The organism is Amycolatopsis sp. NPDC102522, assembly GCF_055584485.1.
The window spans coordinates 773,963-795,595 of sequence record NZ_JBVJLY010000001.1 but is presented as its reverse complement, the minus strand read 5'-3'; the positions used below and the strand labels follow the sequence as shown (position 1 = coordinate 795,595).

Annotated in this window: 17 protein-coding genes and 1 pseudogene; 13 read left to right on the top strand and 5 right to left on the bottom strand. The window is 67.8% G+C overall.

Translation table 11 applies throughout. The features are described 5' to 3' along the window. Nucleotide 1: 1 nt before the first annotated feature. Together ACZ6YV_RS03560 and ACZ6YV_RS03555 are read right to left on the bottom strand one after the other, a co-directional pair. Nucleotides 2-2,410, bottom strand: coding sequence for a transglycosylase domain-containing protein (locus ACZ6YV_RS03560; RefSeq protein ID WP_465508527.1), 2,409 nt, complete (start codon nucleotides 2,408-2,410; stop codon nucleotides 2-4). A gap of 508 nt (nucleotides 2,411-2,918) precedes the next feature. Then, entirely contained in the window at nucleotides 2,919-3,332 is a 414-nt protein-coding gene (locus ACZ6YV_RS03555) for a DUF5318 domain-containing protein (protein ID WP_378238984.1), read from the bottom strand. Between the two features lie 247 nt (nucleotides 3,333-3,579). Here ACZ6YV_RS03555 and ACZ6YV_RS03550 point away from each other — a divergent pair, with 247 nt between their 5' ends. Beyond that, on the top strand, nucleotides 3,580-4,125 hold the full coding sequence (locus tag ACZ6YV_RS03550; RefSeq protein ID WP_101611504.1) for a PadR family transcriptional regulator: 546 nt from the start codon (nucleotides 3,580-3,582) through the stop codon (nucleotides 4,123-4,125). Nucleotides 4,126-4,187: 62 nt separating this feature from the next. After that, complete coding sequence (locus tag ACZ6YV_RS03545) at nucleotides 4,188-5,270, top strand: inositol-3-phosphate synthase (RefSeq protein ID WP_465508128.1); 1,083 nt, start codon at nucleotides 4,188-4,190, stop codon at nucleotides 5,268-5,270. Nucleotides 5,271-5,375: 105 nt separating this feature from the next. On the opposite strand, the pseudogene ACZ6YV_RS03540 reads toward ACZ6YV_RS03545, so the two are convergent. Then, a pseudogene (locus tag ACZ6YV_RS03540) lies at nucleotides 5,376-5,507 on the bottom strand (HAD family phosphatase); the annotation flags it as partial. A 326-nt stretch (nucleotides 5,508-5,833) separates the two neighbouring features. Between ACZ6YV_RS03540 and ACZ6YV_RS03535 the strand changes: the two are divergent. Genes ACZ6YV_RS03535 through ACZ6YV_RS03525 form a run of 3 tightly spaced genes read left to right on the top strand, consistent with a single transcriptional unit; the run spans nucleotide 5,834 to nucleotide 7,791 of the window. Then, entirely contained in the window at nucleotides 5,834-6,154 is a 321-nt protein-coding gene (locus ACZ6YV_RS03535; RefSeq protein ID WP_465508127.1) for a hypothetical protein, read from the top strand. Beyond that, on the top strand, nucleotides 6,147-7,322 hold the full coding sequence (locus ACZ6YV_RS03530) for a putative T7SS-secreted protein (RefSeq protein ID WP_465508126.1): 1,176 nt from the start codon (nucleotides 6,147-6,149) through the stop codon (nucleotides 7,320-7,322). The genes ACZ6YV_RS03535 and ACZ6YV_RS03530 overlap by 8 nt, the downstream gene beginning before the upstream one ends. Next, complete coding sequence (locus tag ACZ6YV_RS03525; protein WP_465508125.1) at nucleotides 7,297-7,791, top strand: contact-dependent growth inhibition system immunity protein; 495 nt, start codon at nucleotides 7,297-7,299, stop codon at nucleotides 7,789-7,791. The genes ACZ6YV_RS03530 and ACZ6YV_RS03525 overlap by 26 nt, the downstream gene beginning before the upstream one ends. A 114-nt stretch (nucleotides 7,792-7,905) precedes the next feature. Here ACZ6YV_RS03525 and ACZ6YV_RS03520 read toward each other — a convergent pair whose 3' ends face one another. Beyond that, complete coding sequence (locus tag ACZ6YV_RS03520; RefSeq protein ID WP_465508124.1) at nucleotides 7,906-8,604, bottom strand: HAD family hydrolase; 699 nt, start codon at nucleotides 8,602-8,604, stop codon at nucleotides 7,906-7,908. A 77-nt stretch (nucleotides 8,605-8,681) separates the two neighbouring features. Here ACZ6YV_RS03520 and ACZ6YV_RS03515 point away from each other — a divergent pair, with 77 nt between their 5' ends. From ACZ6YV_RS03515 to ACZ6YV_RS03480, 8 genes are all read left to right on the top strand, one after another. Further along, nucleotides 8,682-9,152 carry a MarR family winged helix-turn-helix transcriptional regulator gene (locus ACZ6YV_RS03515; RefSeq protein ID WP_465508123.1) on the top strand — a complete coding sequence of 157 codons (471 nt, stop codon included), beginning with the start codon at nucleotides 8,682-8,684 and terminating at the stop codon, nucleotides 9,150-9,152. Beyond that, entirely contained in the window at nucleotides 9,142-10,359 is a 1,218-nt protein-coding gene (locus tag ACZ6YV_RS03510; RefSeq protein ID WP_378238976.1) for an MFS transporter, read from the top strand. Before ACZ6YV_RS03515 ends, ACZ6YV_RS03510 begins: the two co-directional genes overlap by 11 nt. Nucleotides 10,360-10,456: 97 nt before the next feature. Beyond that, a complete protein-coding gene (locus tag ACZ6YV_RS03505; RefSeq protein ID WP_465508122.1) occupies nucleotides 10,457-12,499 on the top strand; it encodes a PhoX family protein in 2,043 nt (680 codons plus the stop codon). A 178-nt stretch (nucleotides 12,500-12,677) separates the two neighbouring features. Continuing rightward, nucleotides 12,678-14,789, top strand: a complete 2,112-nt coding sequence (locus ACZ6YV_RS03500; protein ID WP_465508121.1) for a PhoX family protein — start codon at nucleotides 12,678-12,680, stop codon at nucleotides 14,787-14,789. A 135-nt stretch (nucleotides 14,790-14,924) separates the two neighbouring features. Beyond that, nucleotides 14,925-16,559: a DUF7850 domain-containing protein gene (locus ACZ6YV_RS03495; RefSeq protein ID WP_465508120.1), complete on the top strand. Its 1,635-nt coding sequence runs from the start codon at nucleotides 14,925-14,927 to the stop codon at nucleotides 16,557-16,559. A 364-nt stretch (nucleotides 16,560-16,923) separates the two neighbouring features. Continuing rightward, complete coding sequence (locus ACZ6YV_RS03490) at nucleotides 16,924-17,544, top strand: class I SAM-dependent DNA methyltransferase (RefSeq protein WP_465508119.1); 621 nt, start codon at nucleotides 16,924-16,926, stop codon at nucleotides 17,542-17,544. 53 nt (nucleotides 17,545-17,597) lie between these two features. Beyond that, nucleotides 17,598-19,325, top strand: a complete 1,728-nt coding sequence (locus tag ACZ6YV_RS03485) for an arabinofuranosyltransferase AftB family protein (protein WP_465508118.1) — start codon at nucleotides 17,598-17,600, stop codon at nucleotides 19,323-19,325. A 95-nt stretch (nucleotides 19,326-19,420) separates the two neighbouring features. Then, entirely contained in the window at nucleotides 19,421-20,107 is a 687-nt protein-coding gene (locus ACZ6YV_RS03480; protein WP_465508117.1) for an SDR family oxidoreductase, read from the top strand. Between the two features lie 204 nt (nucleotides 20,108-20,311). On the opposite strand, the gene ACZ6YV_RS03475 is transcribed toward ACZ6YV_RS03480, so the two are convergent. Beyond that, entirely contained in the window at nucleotides 20,312-21,619 is a 1,308-nt protein-coding gene (locus tag ACZ6YV_RS03475) for an amidohydrolase family protein (RefSeq protein ID WP_378238968.1), read from the bottom strand. Nucleotides 21,620-21,633: the final 14 nt, after the last annotated feature.

The window sequence follows — 21,633 nt, the reverse complement described above, 5'->3', positions numbered from 1 at the left end:
ATCACGGATCTTCGCCGTTCGGGAACAACGGATCCGAAGTCCCCGGTCCCGGTCTGGTCGGCTTCGTGGGCTTGGTCGGTTTCGTCGGCCAGCCGCCGGTTTCGGTCGGCTCCGTCGGCTCGGTGGGAATCGTCGGCGTCGGGGTGGTCGACGGCGTCTCGGGCGTGGTCGTCGTCACCGGCGGCGGTTTCGGGACCGTCGTCGTCGGCACCGACCTGGCGTCCTTGCCGATCGCCTTGACGCTGTCGAACTTCTCCGACGGCCTGCCGGTCATGTACCGGGACATGAAGTCTTCCCAGATCGGACCGGCGATCGTCCGCCCGTAGATCGGCTTGCCGCTCTTGTCGTGCAGTGGCTTGTTGCCGTCGCCGCCGACCCACACCGACGTCGAGATGCTCGGCGTGTAGCCCACCATCCAGGTCTGTGCGTTGCGATCCTTGTAGTTCGCCGGGTCTTTGTCCTCGTTGAAGTCGTACTGCTGCGTCCCGGTCTTGCCCGCGCACTCGCTGCCCTTCGGGCACTTCAGCTTCGAGTACGGGACGACCTCTTCGAGCGCGTCCGTGACGTTGCCGGCGATCTGCTTGCTCTTGTCGGCGTCGTCACTGAAGGCGGGAGAGCCCTTGGGGGCAGTCTCGTCGAACTCGACCTCGTCCTCGGAGTTGGTCAGCTTGGCGACGAAGTGCTGCTTCTGCCGGACACCTTCGCCGGCGAAGGTGGCGAATCCGGCCGCCATGTCCTCCGCCGTGGTCACCGTGCGGCCACCGCCGAGCGCGATGTTGAGGTCGGGGTAGAGAACGGACTTGCCGCCCTCGTTCTCCGTCCGCACACCGGCTTCCTTCGCGGCCTTCGCCACCGGGTCGACCTTGGTCTTGTTGATCACCATGTCGTAGAACACGGTGTTCGCGGAGACCTTCATCGCTTCGGCGACCGTGCACTGGGTGCCGCAGTTGGAACTCTCGCCCGCGTTCCGGATCGTGCGCTGGCTTCCGGTTCCGGTGTCGAACTTCCGGTTGTTGGAACCGTCGAAGGTCTCGCCGAGGCCCTTGCCCATCTTGAGGAACGCGGCGAGGTCGAAGGCCTTGAACGCCGAACCCGGGTTGTGCGGGACGTTCGCCCAGTCGTGGGCCGGGACGTCCTGCCCCTCCGCGTTCTTCGTCCAGTCCGGGCCGCCCCAGTAGGCGACCACGCCGCCGTTCTTGGGGTCGACCGCGACCAGCGCGTTCAGGATGCTCTCGTCCGTCTGGCCCTTCATCCCCTCGGCGACGGACTCCTCGGCCATCTTCTGCGCCTTGGGGTCGATCGTCGTGGTGATCTTGAAGCCGCCCTGGTGCAGCCGGTCCTGGTCGTAGCCGCGGGCTTCGAGTTCGTCGATCACCCGGTTGCGGATGTGCAGGCTCAGCGTGCCGGCGTCGTCGGCCTTCGCCTGCGCCTTCGGGATCGGCTTCGGGAACTGCGCGGCGGCGCGCGCACCCGGGTCGAGCCATTTGTTCGCCACCATCTGGTCCATCACGAAGGTCCAGCGCTTCAGCGCGTAGGCCTCGTTCTCGGACTTGCTCGGCCCCTGGATCAGGCCGCCGAGCAGCGCCGCCTCGGAAGCGCTGAGCTCCTTGGCCGGCTTCTTGAAGTAGGCCTGCGCGGCCGCTTCGATGCCGTTCGCGCCGCGGCCGAAGTAGATGGTGTTGAGGTAGGCGGTGATGATCTCCTCTTTGGACATCTGGTTGTTCATCTTGAAGGATTTGGCCAGCTCGGTCCATTTACGGGTGAGCGTCGGCGCCTCGTTGGCCGTGGCCTTCTTGATGTACTGCTGGGAGATCGTCGAACCGCCGCCCTGGCCGCCGGTCACGTTGTTGTAGACCGCGCGCAGGATGCCGCCGACGTCGAAGCCGGAGTTGGTCTCGAACGACGAGTCCTCGGCCGCGTACACGGCCTTCTTGACCGCGTCGGGGACCTCGCCGGGCTTCAGCAGGTACCGGCTGCCGCCGCTGGCGGGCGCGATCTTGCCCATCGGGCTGCCGTCGGCGTACATCAGCGTGATCGGCTGACTCTGCAGGCTCGCGACGCTCTCCTGCGACGGGACGTCCACCAGGAAGTAGGTGATGACGAACGCGATCGCGGGGACGACGACGAACAGGCCGAACATCGCGTAGAGGACGCGGCGGATGATCCGCCAGCGACGCTTCTTGCGCTGCTTCGGCGTGAGGACCTTCTTCTTGCCGTCTTCTTCGCCCTCGGCGGGCTCGTCGTCGTGCGGGGCTTCGCCCTCGGCGCCGAGCGCGGCGCTCTCGTGACGATCGTCATAGCGGTCGTCGTACGGGTCGTAGCCGTACGGGTCTTCGGTGCCGTTGTGCGCGTGGTGCGTGATGAGGTCCGGCTCGCGCTCGTACGGGTCCGGCTCGACCGGCCGCACCATCGCGGTCGCCTGGTCGTCCGGGACGGGGGTGGCGGGGCGGCGGTTGCCGGGCGGAGGCGGCGGGCGGTGACCGACGGCACCCTGCTGGGACCGCTGGGGCGGGCGGTTGCCGGGCGGCGGGGGTCCCTGCCTGCGCGGGGGCATGCCGTTGGGGCGGCGCGGGGGCGCGGGACGGCGCGGTTCGTCGTCGGACGGCCATTCCGGACCGCCGCCATCGCCGCCCGGCCACTGCGGGGCGGCGGAACGCGGGTCGGCGGAACGCGGGCGCTCGGCCCGTGGCTGTGCCGCGCGGGGGGCGCCGCTGGGAGGTGTCCGGCGCTGGGGGCGGCGCGGGGGTTCCTCGCCCGGCCAGCCGGGCTCGGCCTCTTCTCCCGGCCATTGGGCACGGCGAGGTGCATCAGGCTCCTGGCCTGGCCAGGAGCGATTGCGGTCGTCGTTCACGAATGGGCCTCCCAGACCGGCGCTTCGGGGGACGCCGCTCTGTGCTCAACTGCGTTTTCGATACCTGTCACTGACCCGCTGTCCTCTGCGACCGGGTCCGTGGCCGAGTGTTTCCCGGATCTCCTGTACCGAGGACGTAGGACCGCACCAGGTGGTTCCAGTGACAGCTCCGGCAGACCTCGACCTCGTAGACGGTGAACTCCGCGAAGTGCCCGTCCATCCGTACCAGTTCGTCCGGTGTCTTGGCGGATCCGGCGACGTGCTTGAGCTCGTCGCCGTACACCCAGGACACCAGGGTCAGTTCCTCCCGGTGACAGACCGGGCAGTCCTGCTCACCTGGGCGTCCGTGGAATTTCGCGGCCCGCAGGAGGTACGGGCCCGCGTCGCAGACGTCGTTCGTGCCGACCCGTCCGGAGTGGACGCCCTTGAGCAGCGCGCGCCGCTGTAAGGCGTAGTCCACGACCTGCCGCTGGTTTCGCACGCCAACAGAGTACGGGCTCTTGCTGTGTGGTCCACGCCCCGTTCTCGGCGGGACGGAGGGTGCGCGATCGGACACGCCGACGTTTCGATAACTCTCCGGTGAATTTCATCCGGTTCCGGAGCGCTCGATCGGGGTTAGCTACACCACTTCGATGTATCGGCGCGATATAGTGGGCCGGTAGGTTGACCGAGCCGGTCTCGGTGGCCAACGCGACCGGTCGCGGTTTGTTCCCGGAAGGGGGTGCGGTGTGCTCGAGCTCGCGATCTTGGGGCTGCTGCACGAGACCCCCATGCACGGTTACGTGCTGCGCAAACGTTTGCATGAGACGCTCGGGATGTTCCGGACGTTCTCGTACGGCTCGCTGTACCCGACGTTGCGTCGGCTGCTCCGCTCCGGTTACCTCGTCGAGGAGCTCGAAGAGGTGGAAGACCGGGCATGGGCACGCCGGGGCAAGCGTGTGTACAAGCTCACCGCCGAGGGCAAGGAACGGTTCGCCGAGCTGCTCGGCGACGCCGGCCCGCAGACATGGGACGACGAGGGCTTCGGCGTCCACCTGGCGTTCTTCTCGAGGACACCGGCCGACGTCAGGATGCGAATCCTGGAAGGCCGCCGTCGCCGGGTCGAAGAACGCCGAGAAGGACTTCGGACGGCAATGGCGCGGGCCGAGGAGAAGATCGACCGCTACACCCGTGAGCTGCACCGGCTCGGGCTGGAGTCCAGTGAGCGGGAGGTGCGCTGGCTCAACGAGCTGATCGCGCACGAACAGGCCGAGCAGCGCGGACCGGAGACCTGAGGCGCTCCCCGGGCCCGCTGAGCACTATCTACAACTGTTGGACGAATGAAGGAGAAACCGGCATGGGCGAGAACCGCCGCGTTCGGGTGGCCATCGTGGGAGTCGGCAACTGTGCGGCCTCGCTGGTCCAGGGCGTTCAGTACTACCGCGACGCAGATCCCAGCACCCGCGTGCCCGGTTTGATGCACGTCGTGTTCGGCGAGTACCACGTCCGCGACATCGAGTTCGTGGCCGCGTTCGACGTGGACGCCAAGAAGGTCAGCCGCGACCTGTCCGAGGCGATCTTCGCCAGCGAAAACAACACCGTCAAGATCGCCGACGTGCCGCCGCTGGGCGTCACCGTGCAGCGCGGTCACACCTTCGACGGGCTTGGCCGCTTCTACCGCGAGACCATCGAGGAGTCCGACGAGACCCCGGTCGACGTCGTCGCGGCGCTGCGCGAGGCCGAGGTCGACGTGCTCGTCTCCTACCTTCCGGTGGGCTCCGAAGAGGCCGACAAGTTCTACGCGCAGGCGTGCATCGACGCCGGTGTGGCGTTCGTCAACGCGCTGCCGGTGTTCATCGCCTCCGACCCCGAGTGGGCGGAGAAGTTCCGCGCGGCCGGTGTGCCGATCGTCGGCGACGACATCAAGTCCCAGGTCGGCGCCACCATCACGCACCGCGTGCTGGCGAAGCTGTTCGAAGACCGCGGCGTCCAGCTGGACCGGACGATGCAGCTCAACGTGGGCGGGAACATGGACTTCCTGAACATGAAGGAGCTCGAGCGGCTCGAGTCGAAGAAGATCTCGAAGACCCAGTCGGTCACCTCGCAGGTCGACCGCGACCTCGGCAAGGGCAACGTCCACATCGGACCGTCCGACTACGTGCAGTGGCTCGACGACCGCAAGTGGGCCTACGTCCGGCTCGAGGGCCGCGCGTTCGGTGACGTGCCGCTGAACCTGGAGTACAAGCTCGAGGTGTGGGACTCGCCGAACTCGGCGGGCATCATCATCGACGCCGTGCGCGCCGCGAAGATCGCGAAGGACCGCGGCATCGGCGGCCCGATCCTGTCGGCTTCCTCGTACTTCATGAAGTCGCCGCCGGAGCAGTACGACGACGCGACCGCGCGCGACGAGGTGGAGAAGTTCATCGCCGGCGAGGCGTGATCTTTTTCTGACGTGAGCTGAAGGCTCCCTTCACCGCATGTGACGCGGTGAAGGGAGCCTTTTGCTGCTTCAGATGTGGGAAAGTCCCTTTCAGCTCTCCTTGGGCTATGCCGCCGGAAGGTCCGTGATCGACCCGACCACCGTCGTCTGCGCCGGATCCGGCAGGACGTGCGGATTCGGCACCGCGCGCAACCCGTTCGTCGTGTCTTCGACGGCCGCGCAGTTTCGGTAACGCGCGGGCGATGTCCGCCGCCGTCGAGTGGCTTCTCGCGTCGCGCGTCGACGTCGTGGTGCGTCCCGCATTCGCGTAGGCCGTGTGTCTCCCGCAGGTCTCACACCCATGTCGAGAGCACGTTGTGCACGACGTCGCGAACCTCGGCGGCCCGGTGTTCACGAGCCGGGCGACGGTGTCCTCGAGCGCGTCGACCAGCGCACGTGATCACGCATTCGAGACTCGGGCAAGAGTGTCACCCCAAGCGCGTTTTTGTCACGGGTAATTGCTCAGTGACCGTCCGTCGAGGACGATGTCGGTATCGACAGTGGTCGAGGGGATGAGATCTGTAATGGATGGACCGGGGTTTCACGTCGATGTCGGCAAGCTCGAGGAGGCTGGTTCCGGGATTAAGAGAAGCGTGGATGATCAATCGAGCTTCGAACTCCGCGATTTATGTGGAGAATCGGAGCAATACGGGCATAACGGAATGCACGACGCATTGATGAATTTCTGCGTCCGTTGGAGTGATGGCCTTGACACGCTGACCGATGACGCTGATTCGATCGGGGAGGTGCTGGCCAAGGCGGTTGCCGCGTACCGGGCTGTCGATGAAGCTGCGGCCAAAACACTCACCAGCGACCCGGCAGGGTCGGTGGTCGAGGATGGCTGAACTCGGAGAGACCAACGACCCCACGGCCCTGATTCCGGGGAAACCCGAGGCAATCTACGAAAATGCCCGCGTGCTGCAAGGTCGCGGTGACTCGGCCGGCTCGGCTGCTGAGGGCCTGCGTGCCATTGACACCGGGGCGTGGGAAGGTCCTGCCGGTCGTGCGTTCCATGAGAAGTTCAGCTATGAGCCGAACAAATGGTTCGATGCCGCTGATTCCCTGCATCGAGCGAATGAGCTGGTCATCAGCTTCGCCGACACCCTGCGGTGGGCTCAGGGGCAGGCACGTGAAGCAATCGTGGCATGGGACAAGGCACAGCAGACCAGCCAACGGGCGAAGGCCGAGCATGAGGCCGCCGCGAAGGCAGCGGTGGAGAGTCAACAGCCGGTACCGCCCTTTTCCGACCCAGGCGAGGCAGGTCGCCAAGCGGCTCGAGACATCCTGAATACCGCGCGTGCCCAGCTCAATGATGCCGGCACCAGCGTGGGCGGTTTTCTGAACGGGGAAGCCGGCGCTGCGCCGCAATCGTCGAGTTGGCTGGACGATGCGGGCAACTTCCTCGCGGACATGGGCGGGCAGGCGGTGAATGCCTTGGCTTCGTTCGGGAACGCGATGCTGAATAACCCGGCAGACGTTGCGATCGCTGCCGCGGGCGCGGGTCTGACCTACATCAGCGCGGCAGGTGAGGGCTTGGGCATTGCCTTGGACGCGACGGGTATTGGTGCTGTCGCTGGTGTGCCGTTGAATGCAGTGTCGGCCGCCGGTATGGCAGTGGGTGGCACCATGGTTGTCGGCGCGGTCGGTGACCTTGCCAAGCATGCGGTGACGGATGACAAGGTCACCCCGGTGAAGGCCAGGGCAAGCCAGTCCAGCCCCAGCAAAACCGATCGTATGAAAGAACATCTCACCGAGAAGGACCTCGACGGCGCCAAGCGGGAGTTGAACGGCGAGGTCGTAGCCCGGAAATCCAGCGGTAAGCCGTGGGACCACGTGGATGAAGTGAGTAACGCTCAGAAGGGCCTGGTAAACCAGATCAATCGCCTTAAGCGGCAACTTGGTGATTCGCGACTCGACGCTGGGGATCGGCCCGGTATTGAAGCCGAGCTGTCCGAGGCAAGCAAGCTTCTCGACTACACTGTTCAGCGTGTCGGTCGCCTGTGGGACCGGTAATGACTTACAGCAAGACAACAAACAAGAAAGAGAACCTGTGACTACCCCGAGTTCGCCAGAAGCGTTGTCGCTGGAGCAGATCGAAGACAGCTACTGGGGTGATGCCCCCGTCGATGCCACCCGGCTTGTTGCGACGGCACATGAGCTCAGGCGCAAGCCTGTCGGCACCCTGGACGTTGAAGACCTGCGTTTGCTGTTGGGTCAACAGGAAGGCGTCGAAGTACTCACGCCCTTGGCGCTGACCAGGCTCGAACACAATCCGCTTGCGGAGGGTGACTACTATCCTGGCGACTTGCTTGAAGCTGTTCTCAAGAATCCGTCCACCTACTGGCACAAATATCCCGACCAACGCGCACGGGTGGAGCGAATCCTCGAGGGAATCAAAACGCTAGGCAACCTCGACGAGCATGATGCGCCACACGCTTCTATCTGGAAGACAATTAATCGCTTCGTGACTGCCACCGGCTAACCAGCTCATGCGGCGTGGCCGGACAGGAGGACTGACCTGCCCCTGCCTGCCTGCGTGCGGCCGCGCCGGATCGGCTCAGTAAGCAAACAGGCGCGTAGCTGCGTTTCGCGCTCGCTATGACTTGGGCAGTGCGTGCAATGCCGCTGGTAGCTCGGTGATGCTGGACAGCACCGTGACTTGCTTGAGTACGTCGGGGTCGGGTGGAAAGTGCGGATTGGGGACCCCGTAGACCGTCATGCCTGCCGCTAAAGCGGCTTTCAACCCGTTGGTGGAGTCCTCGACCGCTGCGCAGTTCTCCGGGGCGACTCCTAGCAGGTCAGCGGCGTACAAGTACACATCTGGCGCAGGTTTGCCCTTACCTTCGAGCGCCAGTCCGTTGGTGCGCATTTTCCGGGTTTTGGTGTTCCCCGCGCCGACCTGCTCCGAAGACACCGCCGTCGGCACCGGCAGCCGCGTGATGTCCAGGAAAGCCTTGATCAGCAGCGGCGGCGACGAACTCGCGATCGCCACCGGCCAGTGCTTCGCGACCTCACGCACGACGTCCGGGCCGCCCGGGATGATCGGCGGTTTCTCCGCGTACCGCCGGGCCATCCGCTCGATCACCACCTGCGCGACGTCCGCCGGTCGGAGCCGCACGCCCAGGTCGTGCGCCAGGTAGGCGGCCCATTCCGGGGTGCTCATCCCCTGCATCGCCCTGGTCGACTCGTCCCGCCACGTGCCGTGGAACTCGTGGACGACCGCTCGCCGGACCTCGTCCCACATCGTTTCCGAATCCACCAGGACACCGTCGAGATCGAAGATCACCGCTTCCACGCCCCCAACCCTAGGCCGTGGCACCCTGTGCGGCATATTACTTAGCCATGCTCAGTAATATTAGTTAGCATGGCTAAGTGACCACGAAAGTCGCCGACCTCGCCCACCGGCTCCGCCCGCTGGTGTTCCGGCTGTACTACCTCGTCCGCCGGGAGACCCCGCAGGTGCAGCTCACCCTCACCCAGGGTTCGGTGCTGTCGGAGCTGCTGAACGGCGGCCCGCGGCGGATGAGCACGCTCGCCGACCTCGAACGGGTCCGGATGCCGACGATGACCGACGTCGTCCGCCGTCTCGAGCGGCTCGGCCTTGTCAGCCGTCGTCGGGATCCCGCCGACGGCCGGGCCGTGCTCGTCAAGGTCACCGAGGTCGGGCAGCGCTTCCATCGCCAGTTGATCGTCGCCAGGGAGGAGTTCCTCCGCGAGCGGCTCCTCGGCCTGGACGAGAACGACCGCGTCGCGATCGAAGCCGCGCTTCCCGCCCTCACGAAGTTGCTGCGGCAAGAAATCCAGGAAGACAAGAAGGAGGAACTGATCCGCGATGAGCGCTGAGCCCCACTCGAGCCTGTTGGACGCCCTCAAAGGACAGCCCAAACAGGTATGGATCACCGCGTTCGCCGCGGTCATCGCGTTCATGGGCATCGGGCTGGTCGACCCGATCCTGTTGTCGATCGCCGAAGGCCTGCAGGCGACGCCGTCCGAAGTGACGCTGCTGTTCTCCAGCTACCTCGGCGTCCAGGCGGTCGCCATGCTGGTGACCGGCGCGATGAGTGCCCGGTTCGGGGCCAAGCGGACCGTGGTCGTCGGGCTGACGCTGGTCGTCGTCGCCACCGCGCTGTGCGCCGCGTCCGGGTCGATCGAGCAGCTCATCGGGCTGCGCGCGATCTGGGGCCTCGGCAACGCCTTCTTCATCGCGACCGCGCTTTCGGTCATCGTCGGCGCCGCGACCGGCGGCCAGGCGGGCGCGATCCTGCTGTACGAAGCCGCGCTCGGCGTCGGCCTCGCGGTCGGCCCGCTGCTGGGCGCCCTGCTCGGCAGCATCTCCTGGCGCGGCCCTTTCCTCGGCACTTCGCTGCTGATGCTGTGCGGTCTCGTGCTGTGCTCGATCTTCCTGACCGGGGACGCGAAGGGCGAGCGGCCGAAGATCCGCCTGCTCGACCCGTTCCGCGCGCTGAAGCACGGCGGGCTGCTGCGTACCTCGATCGGTTCCGCGCTCTACACCGCCGCGTTCTTCGTGGTGCTCGCCTGGTCGCCGTTCGTGCTGGAGTGGAGCGCCGTCGCCGTCGGCCTGATCTTCTGCGGCTGGGGCCTTTCGGTCGCCGTCGCGGGGGTGGTGCTGGCGCCGAAACTCGCCGCGAAACTCGGTGAGCGGCACGCGACCGTGGTCGCCGTCTTCGGCTACGCCGTACTGCTGCTGATCATGGCCATCCCGAGCAAACCGGTGCTGGTCGTCGGCATCATCCTGTCGGGACTGGTCTCCGGCCTGCTCAACACGCTCTTCACCGGGACGGCCATGTCGATCAGCGGCGCCCCGCGTCCGGTCGCGAGCGCCGGGTACAACTTCTGCCGCTGGCTCGGCGGCGCGGTCGCCGCGACCGTCGTCGGTCACCTGGCCGAGTGGTTCGGCGCCAAGCAGGCACCGTTCGTGATCGCCGCGATCCTTTGCGTGCTCGCCGGGGCCCTGCTGACGATCCGCGAGAAGGCCGCCGACCCGCACACGATCCCGGCCGAAGCGGTCCTCGTGGGCGAAGAGATGTAAATCGAACAATTAGTGAACTTCGGACCAACGGGGGGTTTCCTCCCGTTGGTCCGTTGTCTTAGCGTCGACCTCCCGAACTGCCTGACCGGAGGTCCGCGTGAAGTTCCTTCCGTTGCTGGCCGGCCACTCACCAAGCCGAGCTTCAGTGACCTGCACCTACCGCTGTGGCGACGCGTGCTTCCACGACGCGCCGAACACCTCGGACAACCCCACCTTCGCCGAAGTGCTCGGCGCGGTGAGCCGCCGTGGCGCTCTGAAGGCGACAGCCGTCGTCGCGCTGGCCGCCGGCACACCGCTCGCACTCGCCGCACCCGCCTCCGCCGCCCCCGCGGGACGCCCGAAACCACCACCGGGCACCGACTACCAGCGCGTCCAGCCGAACACGCTCGACGCCGTCGTGGTGCCCGAGGGCTACCAGCAGGGCATCGTGATCCGCTGGGGTGACGCGGTGCTGCCCGGCGCGCCGGAGTTCGACTTCGACGCCCAGACCGCCGAGGCGCAGGCGAAGCAGTTCGGCTACAACTGCGACTTCGCCGCGCTGCTGCCGCTCGACCGCTGGGGACTTTCCTCGCTCCTGGTCACGAACCACGAGTACACCTCGGAAGAGTTCATGTTCCGCGGCTACGACCGGAACAACCCGACCGAGGAACAGGTCAAGATCGCCTGGGCCGCCCACGGTCTCACCGTCGTCCAGGTGTCGCGCGGACGCGACACCGGACACCTGCGGCCGAAGATGTCCCGCTACAACCGGCGGATCACGCTGCACACCCCGTTCAAGGTGACCGGCCCGGCGGCGGGCAGCGATCTGCTCAAGACCGCCGTCGACCCCACCGGCTCGGTGGTGCTCGGCACGATGAACAACTGCGCGGGCGGGGTCACGCCGTGGGGCACGATCCTGTCCGGTGAGGAGAACATCAACCAGTACTTCGGGAACGCGGAAACGGTGACCGATCCCGTGGCGCGCAAGCGGTACGCGCGCTACGGCATCAAGGGCACCGCGACCACCCGGAAATGGGAGCGGTTCGACGCGCGCTGGGACATCGCCAGGGAACCGAACGAGGCCCACCGCTTCGGCTGGGTGATCGAACTGGACCCGAACGATCCGGACAGCACCCCGGTCAAGCACACGCATCTGGGCCGCTTCAAGCACGAGACGGCGAACATCCGCGTCGCCAAGGACGGCCGCGTGGTCGCCTACTCCGGCGACGACGAGCGCTTCGAGTACATCTACAAGTTCATCTCCAAGGGCCGCATGAAGCCGGGCGACAGCGCGCATGCCCGGCGGCACAACATGACCCTGCTCGACGACGGCACGCTCTACGTCGGCCGGTTCACCGGCGACAGCCCGGCCGCCGAGATCGACGGCACCGGGAAACTGCCCAGTGACGGCGAATTCGACGGCAGCGGCGAGTGGATCCCGCTCGCCTCCGGCAAGAAGTCCTTTGTGGACGGAATGACCGCCGAAGAGGTGTACGTCTTCACGCGCGAGGCGGCCGACAAGGTGGGCGCGACCAAGATGGACCGCCCGGAGGACATCCAGGCGCATCCGCACACCGGCCGGATCTACTGCGCGCTCAGCAACAACGTCGAACGCGGCAACCCCGGCAAGGAAGGCGCCACCGAGCCCAACCCGCGGCTGAACAACAAACACGGTCAGGTGCTGGAGTTCGAGGAGCGCCGAGGGGACGCGCTCGCGCTGACGTTCAGCTGGCGGCTGTTCCTGGTGTGCGGCGATCCGTCATCGCCCGACACCTACTTCGCCGGGTTCCCCAAGGATCAGGTCTCGCCGATCTCCAGCCCGGACAACGTCGCCTTCGACAAACACGGCAACCTGTGGATCTCCACCGATTCGGCGGGCGCGCTGGGCATCAACGACGGCCTCTACTCGGTGCCGCTGGAGGGCCGCAACCGCGGCGAGCTGAAGCTGTTCCTCACCGTGCCCCGCGGCGCGGAGACCTGCGGCCCGATCGTCGAGGAGAAGATCGTCACGGTCTGTGTCCAGCATCCGGGTGAAGTCGACGGGGCGAATGCCGACAAACCGGCCTCCCATTGGCCGGACGGCGGCGAAAAGCAGCCCCGTCCCTCGGTCGTGGCGGTGTGGAAACCCGGCAGGCACGGCCTGTCGGACATCGGTTCTTAGTCGACAAGCAACGATCTAGCAGTACTTTTCGTCGATGGCGCGCTGCCGGTCCGGCAGCGCGCCATCGCTCGTTCTCGCGCTGTTCATCTTCTGGTCAGGACCGGCTCTTTTTGGTCGCTTAACGTCACGGCGTTCCCCCGACTGGACTACGTGTACCCACCGCGACCATGGAGGCCCTGTGTCCTTCGAGCCTCAGCGGCTTCTGCCGTTGATCACCTCCCACCCCGGTGGCCGCTCCGCGGTCACCTGCGAGTACCGCTGCGGCAACGCGTGCGCCCACCCCGAGCCCAACACCTCGGACAACGAGTACTTCGGCGACGTCGTCAAGAGCATGCTGTCCCGTCGTGGCGCGCTGAAGGCGAGCGCCGTGATGGCCGCCGCGGCCGGTGGCTTCGCCGCGCTGTCCGGCACCGCCGCCGCCGCCGAAACCCCGGCTGCACCGGCCGACGTCGCGGCCGCGGGCCACGGCAGGCCGGGCCGCCCCGGCCGTCCGGTGCCCGGCACCGACTTCGAAGCGGTCCCGCCGAACAAGGTCGACGCGGTCACCATCCCCGAGGGCTACGACCAGCGTGTCGTCATCCGCTGGGGCGACGCCGTCGAATTCGGCGCGCCGAAGTTCGACTTCCGCAAGCAGACCGCGGCCGCGCAGGCCAAGCAGTTCGGCTACAACAACGACTTCGTCGGCCTGATCCCGCAGGACCCGCTGGGCATCCGCAACCTGCTGGTGGTGAACCACGAGTACACCACCGAGGTCCACATGTTCCCGGCCGACCAGTACGACCCGGCCAACCCGACCGAGGAGCAGGTCAAGATCGCCTGGGCCGCGCACGGTCTCTCGGTCGTCCAGACCTTCCGCGACCCGATCGGCGGCGCGCTTCGCGCCGTGCCGAGCCCGTTCAACCGCCGCATCACGCTGAACACCGCCTTCGAGGTGCGCGGCCCGGCGGCCGGTTCGAAGTTCCTCAAGACCTCCGCGGACCCGACCGGCCGCAAGGTCTTCGGCACGCAGAACAACTGCGCCGGCGGCGTGACCCCTTGGGGCACCGTGCTTTCCGGTGAGGAGAACGTCAACCAGTACTTCGCCAACGCGTCGAGCGTCACCGACCCGGTCGTGGCCGCGCGCCTGAAGCGCTACGGCTTCTCGGGCGCCGGGACCACCCGCAAGTGGGAGCGGTTCGACAAGCGCTGGGACCTCGCGCAGGAGCCCAACGAGGCGAACCGATTCGGCTGGGTCGTCGAAATCGACCCGAACGACCCGAACTCGACGCCGGTCAAGCACACCGCGCTCGGCCGGTTCAAGCACGAGGCCGCGAACATCAAGATCACCAAGGACGGCCGCGTCGCCGTCTACTCCGGTGACGACGAGCGCTTCGAGTACATCTACAAGTTCGTCTCCAAGGGCAAGTACAAGCCGGGCAAGAGCGCGCACGCGCGGCGTCACAACTCCGCGCTGCTCGACGACGGCACCCTGTACGTCGCCCGCTTCACCGGCGACAGCCCGGGCGAGATCGACGGCACCGGGAAGCTCCCCAAGGACGGCGAATTCGACGGCGTCGGCGAGTGGATCCCGCTGGCCTCCGGCACCAAGTCCTTTGTGGACGGTTTCACCGCCGAAGAGGTCTACGTGTTCACGCGGCAGGCGGCGGACAAGGTCCAGCCGACCAAGATGGACCGCCCCGAGGACATCGAGCCGAACCCGGTCAACGGCCGGATCTACGCCGCGCTGACGAACAACAGCGACCGCGGCGCGGCGGGCAAGGCGGGCGTCGACGAGCCGAACCCGCGCGTCAACAACCGCAACGGGCACGTCCTCGAATGGGACGAGGACCGCGGCGACTCGGCGGCCACGAAGTTCTCCTGGCGGCTGCTGCTGGTCTGCGGTGACCCGAAGGCTGCCGACACCTACTTCGGCGGCTTCCCGAAGGACCAGGTCAGCCCGATCTCCTGCCCGGACAACGTGGCGTTCGACCGCCACGGGAACCTGTGGATCTCCACCGACGGCAACGCGCTCGGCTCCAACGACGGCCTGTTCTCGGTGCCTGTCGACGGTCCGGAACGCGGCCACGTCAAGCAGTTCCTGTCGGTCCCCGTCGGCGCGGAGACCTGCGGCCCGGTGGTGACCGACCACCTGGTGCTCGTCGCCGTGCAGCACCCCGGTGAGAACGCGGCCAGCTCCGCGAACCCGACGTCGCACTGGCCGGACGGCGGAACCACGCAGCCGCGGCCGTCGATCGTCTCGGTGTGGAAGAAGGGGCGCTGGGGCCAGGTCGGCCGCATCGGCGTCAAGTAAGGCCGTGACCGGGACGCCGCTGCCGTGGGAAGACGGCATCGGCGTCCCGGTCACTCTCGGTTCTGCCTGATCGGGGCGATCGTCGACACGGTTCAGCGATTACGGAACCGGGGACGGATAACTAGCTTCAGCCCTGTGAACAGGGCATTGGTGGTGATCACGGCAGGGGCGCTCGTGCTGGGCGCCGTTCCCGCGTACGCGCAGGCTCCGGTCGTCCCGGCCGGCTGCACCGGCGGCGTCGCGACGAACCCGAGCGTCGAGCAGGGCAGCCCGCCGTCCGGGTACACGTTCAACCCGGCCGCCCCGGTGCCCGCCGGCACACCGAAGAGCAAGTATCCCCGGCTGTCGACGGCGGGCGGCTACCAGCAGGACGGCGGCAAGTACGCGCTGATCTCGACGCCGGACAAGCTGGTCAGCACCGCCTACGCGGCCATGAAGTTCGTGCCCGGCGCTGTCTACACACTGACCGACTGGACAGGCACGAACGACGTCAACCTCCGGCGCGCGGACGCCGTCCAGGAGACGGGCCTGCGGTTCTACAACGCGTCGAACAAGGTCGTCCTGGAGAACAAGCTCAAGGTCACGCACGCCGTCGAGACCGACGGCAAACTGGCGAGGCAGGATTTCCCGGAGTCGATCGCGCCGCCGTCGGCGAGCTCGGTGAAGTTCTTCGTCGCCACCGACCGCAACTGGGTCATGTGGGACTGCGTCCACCTGCAGGTCGCCTCGTTCTCGGCGAAGGCGGAGGTGCGGGATCCCGCGAGTGGCGCCTGGGGTGCCACGGCCACCCTCGAAGCGGGTACCACCGCGAACTACCGGTTCACCGTGACCAACGACGGCACCACGACGCTGACGGGCGTCAAGGTCGACGACCCGTACTGCGACGTGCAGCCCACGCCGATCGCGACACTCGACGGCGGCAAGTCCGCGACCGTCACCTGCGACCACAAGAACGTCACCGAGGCGGACAACGGCCACGTCAGCACCGTGTCCGTCTCCAGCGGCACGGTGCCGAAGAAGACCGCGACCACGACCATCAAGGTCACCCCGCCACCCGCGATCGACGAGATCGGGGAGTTCGCCTGGAACGACGTCGACCGCAACGGCCTGCAAAATGACGGCGAGCCGGGTGTCCCGGGCGTGAAGGTGACGCTGAAGGACGCTTCGGGCACGGCGCTCGGCACGCTCACCACGGACGCCGCCGGCAAGTACCGCTTCACCAAGCTGAAAGACGGCATCTACCAGGTCTGCTTCGACATCAGCGCGCTTCCGCCCGAGTTCGCGGGCTACACCTACACGGCGAAGGACGCTGGCGACGACGCGAAGGACTCCGACGCCGACTCGGCGACAGGCTGCACCGCGACCACCACGGTCGGCCCGCTGAAACGCCAGGACCTGACGCTCGCCGCCGGGCTCAACGCGCCGATGAGCAAACTGGGCGACTTCGTGTGGCTGGACCAGGACAAGGACGGCCTGCAGGGCCGCGACGAGCTCGGCGTCCCGGACGTGAAGGTGACGCTGAAGGACGCTTCCGCGAAGGAGATCGGCTCGACCGTGACCGGGCCGGACGGACGCTACTCGTTCGGGAACGTGCTCCCGGGCTCGTACCAGGTGTGTTTCGACGCCGGTTCCCGGCAACTGACCCGGTCCGGTGCGGCGCAGTACAACGGCACCGACTCGGCGGCGGACCCCGCGACAGGGTGCACGCCGGTGGCCAAGCCGGGGGCGCCGGAGGACCTGACCAGGGACGCCGGCCTGATCGCCCCGTGAATGGGTAGGACGGCTCGGGCCAGGGCATTCTTCGGTACCTACCGGATTCTGGCCGCGGTAGGAGGCCTTCACTACCTTCGCGATCGCCACGTTCGCCCCAGACGCACCAGCCGTCACGGCGGCCTCGCGTGAAGGACCCCTTCCCTCTGCTCAGCCGAGGAAACTCGACCTTCACACCTCCCCCAAGTACGTGAAGGCCCCCTTCACAGCGCTAGACGCAATGAAGGAGTCCTTCACGTGCTGCCAGCGACCCAAGCGGCGGTGACGCCTCGGTCCAGCGCCTCGTGAGGGGCTAGAAGGGTTAGAACCGTCCCAGCCACTCACGAGCGTGAATTGTCGGTGGGTGCCGCTAGCGTCGCCCACCGTGACCTCCTCTCATCTCGATGCCACCCGCGAGTCCTACGACACCGTCGCCGAGGACTACGCGGTGCGGGTCAGCTCGCTCTTCGACCAGGAGCCGATCGGCCGCGCGATGCTGGCCGCGTTCGCCGAGCAGGTGCGCGGCCCGGTCGCCGACGTCGGCTGCGGCCCGGGTCATGTCACCGCCCACTTGGCGTCGCTCGGCGTCGACGTCTCCGGTGTCGACTTGTCGCCGAAGATGGTCGAAATCGCCCGCCGTCAGTACCCTGACCTGCGGTTCGAGGTCGGTTCGATGACCGCCCTCGACCTCCCCGGCGGTGAACTGGGCGGCCTTGTCGCCTGGTGGTCGATCTTCCATCTGCCGCCCGAGGCGCTCCCGGCGCTGTTCGCGGAGTTCCGCCGCACGCTCGCGCCCGATGGCCGTCTGCTGGTCGGCTTCCACGTCGGCGACGAGCGCCTGAGCCCGCAAATGGCGTACGGCCACCCGGTCACTTACGACGCGTACCTGCTGGATCCCGGCAAGGTCGCCGAGCTGCTGGGCCAGGCCGGATTCGAGGTCACCGCGCGGCTGACCATGGAAGGGAGGAAGCGACCGCAGTCCTGCTTGGCCGCCCGCGCGGTTTGACTCGTGGGCCGTGGGCCTGATCTCCTGCCCACAAAACCGAGCCGGGCGGAGCCATGACGCAGACGAACACGACCACGGGCGAGAACACGTCCGGCGGGTCTTCGCGCGCCTGGTTCCGCCGGTCGTCGACCTGGACGTGGTTCGGGTTCGGCCTGGTGCTCATGGTCTACGCCGACCTCGCCTGGCGCCGCCGCTGGATGAGCGACGACGGGCTGATCGTGCTGCGGACGGTCCGCCAGATCCTCGCGGGCAACGGGCCGGTGTTCAACATCGGCGAGCGGGTCGAGACCAACACCAGTCCTTTGTGGACAGCGGCGCTGAGTGTCCTCGGGCTGATCCCGGAAGTGTCGCTGGAGTGGATCTCCGTGGTCACCGGACTGGTCTTCTCGGTCGCCGGACTGTTCTTCGGCCTGGACGGCGCCCGGCGGCTCTACCAGCCGCTGGCGTTCCACGGACTCGCGCCCGCCGGGGCGCTGGTGGTCTGCGCGCTGCCGCCGTTCCGCGACTTCGCGACGTCCGGGCTGGAGACCGGCCTGATCACCCTGTGGTTGGGCGGCACCTGGTGGTTGCTCGTCCGTCGTCTGTCCACAATGGAGGAGCTGCGCACCTGGCCGGTCGCCCTGATCGCCGGGCTGGGGCCGTTGGTACGGCCGGATCTCGCGCTCTTCAGTGCCGTCGCCTTGATCGCGCTGCTCGTGCTCGCGTGGCCGGGACGCCGTCGCGCGGTGGGCCTGCTGGCTGTGGCGGCTGTGCTCCCGTTGGCGTATCAGGTATTCCGGATGGGCTACTACGGCCTGCTGACGCCGAACACCGCCCTGGTCAAGGAGGCGTCAGAGGCGAACTGGACCCGCGGTTGGGCGTACCTGGTCGACCTCGTCCAGCCGTACTGGCTCTGGCTCCCGCTGGTGCTGCTCGCCGCCGCGGTCGTCACGGTTTCGTCCACTATGGACAAGACGTTCGTGGTGCTGACCGCTGTCCCGGTCGTCGGCGCGGTGCTGCTCTCGCTGTACGTGATCAGGGTCGGCGGGGATTTCATGCACGGGCGCATGCTGCTTCCGGCGCTGTTCTGCCTGCTGTTACCCGTGCTGGCCCTGCCGGTGACGAGGGCGACGACGGCGCTTCTGGTGGGCGTCGGGATCTGGGCGTTCGTGGCCGCCGGGTCGCTTCGTCCACCGTACTCCGCCGAGCCGCGTGCCGTCGGCATCACCGACGAGCGGTCGTACTGGTCGAGAGCGACAGGGCACGAATATCCGATCCTGGCCGAGGACTACGCCGACCATCCGTTGATGCCGTCGACGCTGGACGCCATCCACGGGGTGGACGGGCCGGCGGTGCTGATCCAGGACTACGCGACCAGACGCTGGTACGCGTACCCGACGGACCGGCCGTACGTGACCGTCGCCGCGGACAGCATGGGCGCGCTCGGCCTGCTGATCCCGCTCGACATGCGGCTGCGCGACGGTTACGGCCTCGCCAACCCGTTCGCCGCGCATTCGACGGCGCTCCCCGACGGGCGGCCCGGACACCAGAAATGGCTGCCCCCGGTGTGGGAACTGGCGAATTCGGCGCGGCTTCCGATCGCCGAGGGCGGCCCTGCCCGTGCCGCGGACGTCGCCGCCGCACGAGCGGCGCTCGACTGCCCGGAGATCGTGGCGATCGGCGCGTCGGTGCGGGATCCGCTGACGGCCGGCCGGTTCGTGGACAACCTCACCGGGTCGTTCACGCGCGGCTCCGTACGGTTCCCGCGGGTGGCGACGCCGCCGGTCGTCTGCGCCCCCTGATCACGCGAGTTCGCCTTCTGATCACGCGAGTTCCGTCTCTGATCACGCGAGATACGCTTTCGAGCACGCGAGACCGCCGTACTAGCGTGGCGGCCATGGCTGATCTTCCTCTCGCTCTCGTCACCGGCGCCACCCGCGGCATCGGCGCCGCGACCGCCCGCGCGCTCGCCCCCACCCACCGGTTGCTCCTCGGCGGCCGCGACGCCGACGCGCTCGGTGAACTGGCGGGCACGCTGCCCGGTGCTCGGGCGTGGCCGGTCGAGCTGACCGACGCCGAAGCGCTGGAAGCGGCGACCGCCGAGTTCGGCGAACTGGACGTGCTGGTGCACTCGGCGGGCGTCGCGCGGCTCGGCACTGTCGAGACAGCTACCGACGCCGACTGGCGGGCGAACTTCGAGGTCAACGTGCTCGCCGTGGTCACGCTGACCAGGCAGCTGTTGCCCGCCCTGCGTGCCGCGAAGGGCCATGTCGTCGTGATCAACTCGGGTGCCGGGCACAACGCCCGTCCGGGCTGGGGACCGTACGCGGCGAGCAAATTCGCCGTCCGCGCCTTCGCTGACGCGCTGCGGGAAGAGGAGTCCACGCTGCGGGTGACGTCGATCTACCCCGGCCGCACGGACACCGAAATGCAGCAGGCGATCATCGCCGACGAGGGCCGCTCGTACGAGCCGGAACGCTTCCTGCGTCCCGAATCCGTCGCGGCCGCCGTCCTCGCCGCGGTCTCCGCCACCGGCGACGCGCACCCGACCGACGTGACCCTCCGGCCCCGCGGCCTGGTCTGACTCACGCCCGCTGGGCGCCGTCCGCATGTCCCCAATGTGGCGTTGGGGACAGCTCCCGGAGCACCTACCCGGGTTGTCCACAGCCCCTCACCGTTGTGGACAACCCAGCCCCGACCTGGGCTTTCCCCCGGTCCCCGCCCCCAACTCTCGATAGACTGGCCTCGGGGCCGCCCCCTGGGATGGGTGGGGGGCTGCGTAGGTGAGTTAAGAGCGCAGCCGCGCTGAGGTTTCGGCGACTTCGGCCTGTACTTTCGCGCGGTCGACGCGCAGGGATTCGCCGTCGCCGACGACCTGGTCGCCCGCCACCCACACGTCGCGGACGCGGCGTGAGCCCGCGGCCCACACCAGGTTCGAGAGCAGTTGCTCGTCGGGGACGTCGAGGCCCGCGGCGAAGGCGGGGTCGTCGAGGTCGACGTGCACCAGGTCCGCCCACCGGCCGGGTTCCAGCGCGCCGATGTCGGTGCGGCCCAGCGCGTCCGCGCCGCCGCGGGTGCCGAGCAGGAACGCGTCGCCCGCGGTCAGCACGGTCGAGTCGCCGGTCGCGAGCCGCGCGAACATCGCCGAGAGCTGCAGTTCCTCCCACAGGTCGATGTCGTCGTTCGACGCCGGGCCGTCCGTGCCCAGCCCGATGGCGACACCCGCCTTCCGCAGCTCCGTGACCCGCGCGATGCCCGAAGCGAGCTTCGCGTTCGAGCCGGGGCAGTGCGCCATCCCGACCCCGCGCGCCGCGAACAGCGCGATGTCCTCGTCCGACAGGTGGATGGCGTGCGCGGCCAGCGTCCGGCCCCGCAGCATCCCGACCTTCTCCAGCAGCGCGGGCACCGAGCCGTGCTCTTCACGCTGCTTGACGTCTTCGAGCGCCGCCTCGGCCACGTGGATCTGCACCAGCGCGCCACGTTCGGCCGCCGATTCCGCGGTCGCCCGCAGCGCCTCTTCGTTCAGCATGTACGCCGAGTGCGGTCCGTAGCCGACCTCGATCCGCTCGCCGGGGCCGAACCGGAGACCATCGGTGTCGATCCAGCGTTCGACGCTCTTCAGCATCGCCCGCCAGTCCATCCCCGGCAGCTCCATGATCGGCGGGCCCAGGATCACCCGGCCCCCGGTGGTGAGCACCGCGTCGGCGAGCTGCTCGCCTTCGAAGTACATCTCCGCGCTGGTCGTCACCCCGTGCCGCAGCATTTCTACCGAGCCCAGCATCATCCCGGTGCGGATGTCGGCGGGCTTCAGCTTCGCCTCGGCAGGCCAGATGATCTCGGTCAGCCACCGCAGCAGCGGCAGGTCGCCGCCCATCCCGCGCAACAGCGTCATCGGACTGTGCGCGTGCGCGTTGACCAGACCAGGCAGGAGAAGACCGCTCAACCGGGTCACGGGAGCGGACGTTTCGGGAGCCCCGGACACGGGACCGACATGGGTGATACGCCCAGCCTCGTCCACATCGACCACGGCGTCACGCAGCAACGAGCAGGCGGGGTCGGCGGGGAGAACGACAGGAGCGTGGAAACGGCGTTGCATGACCGGAGCTTACG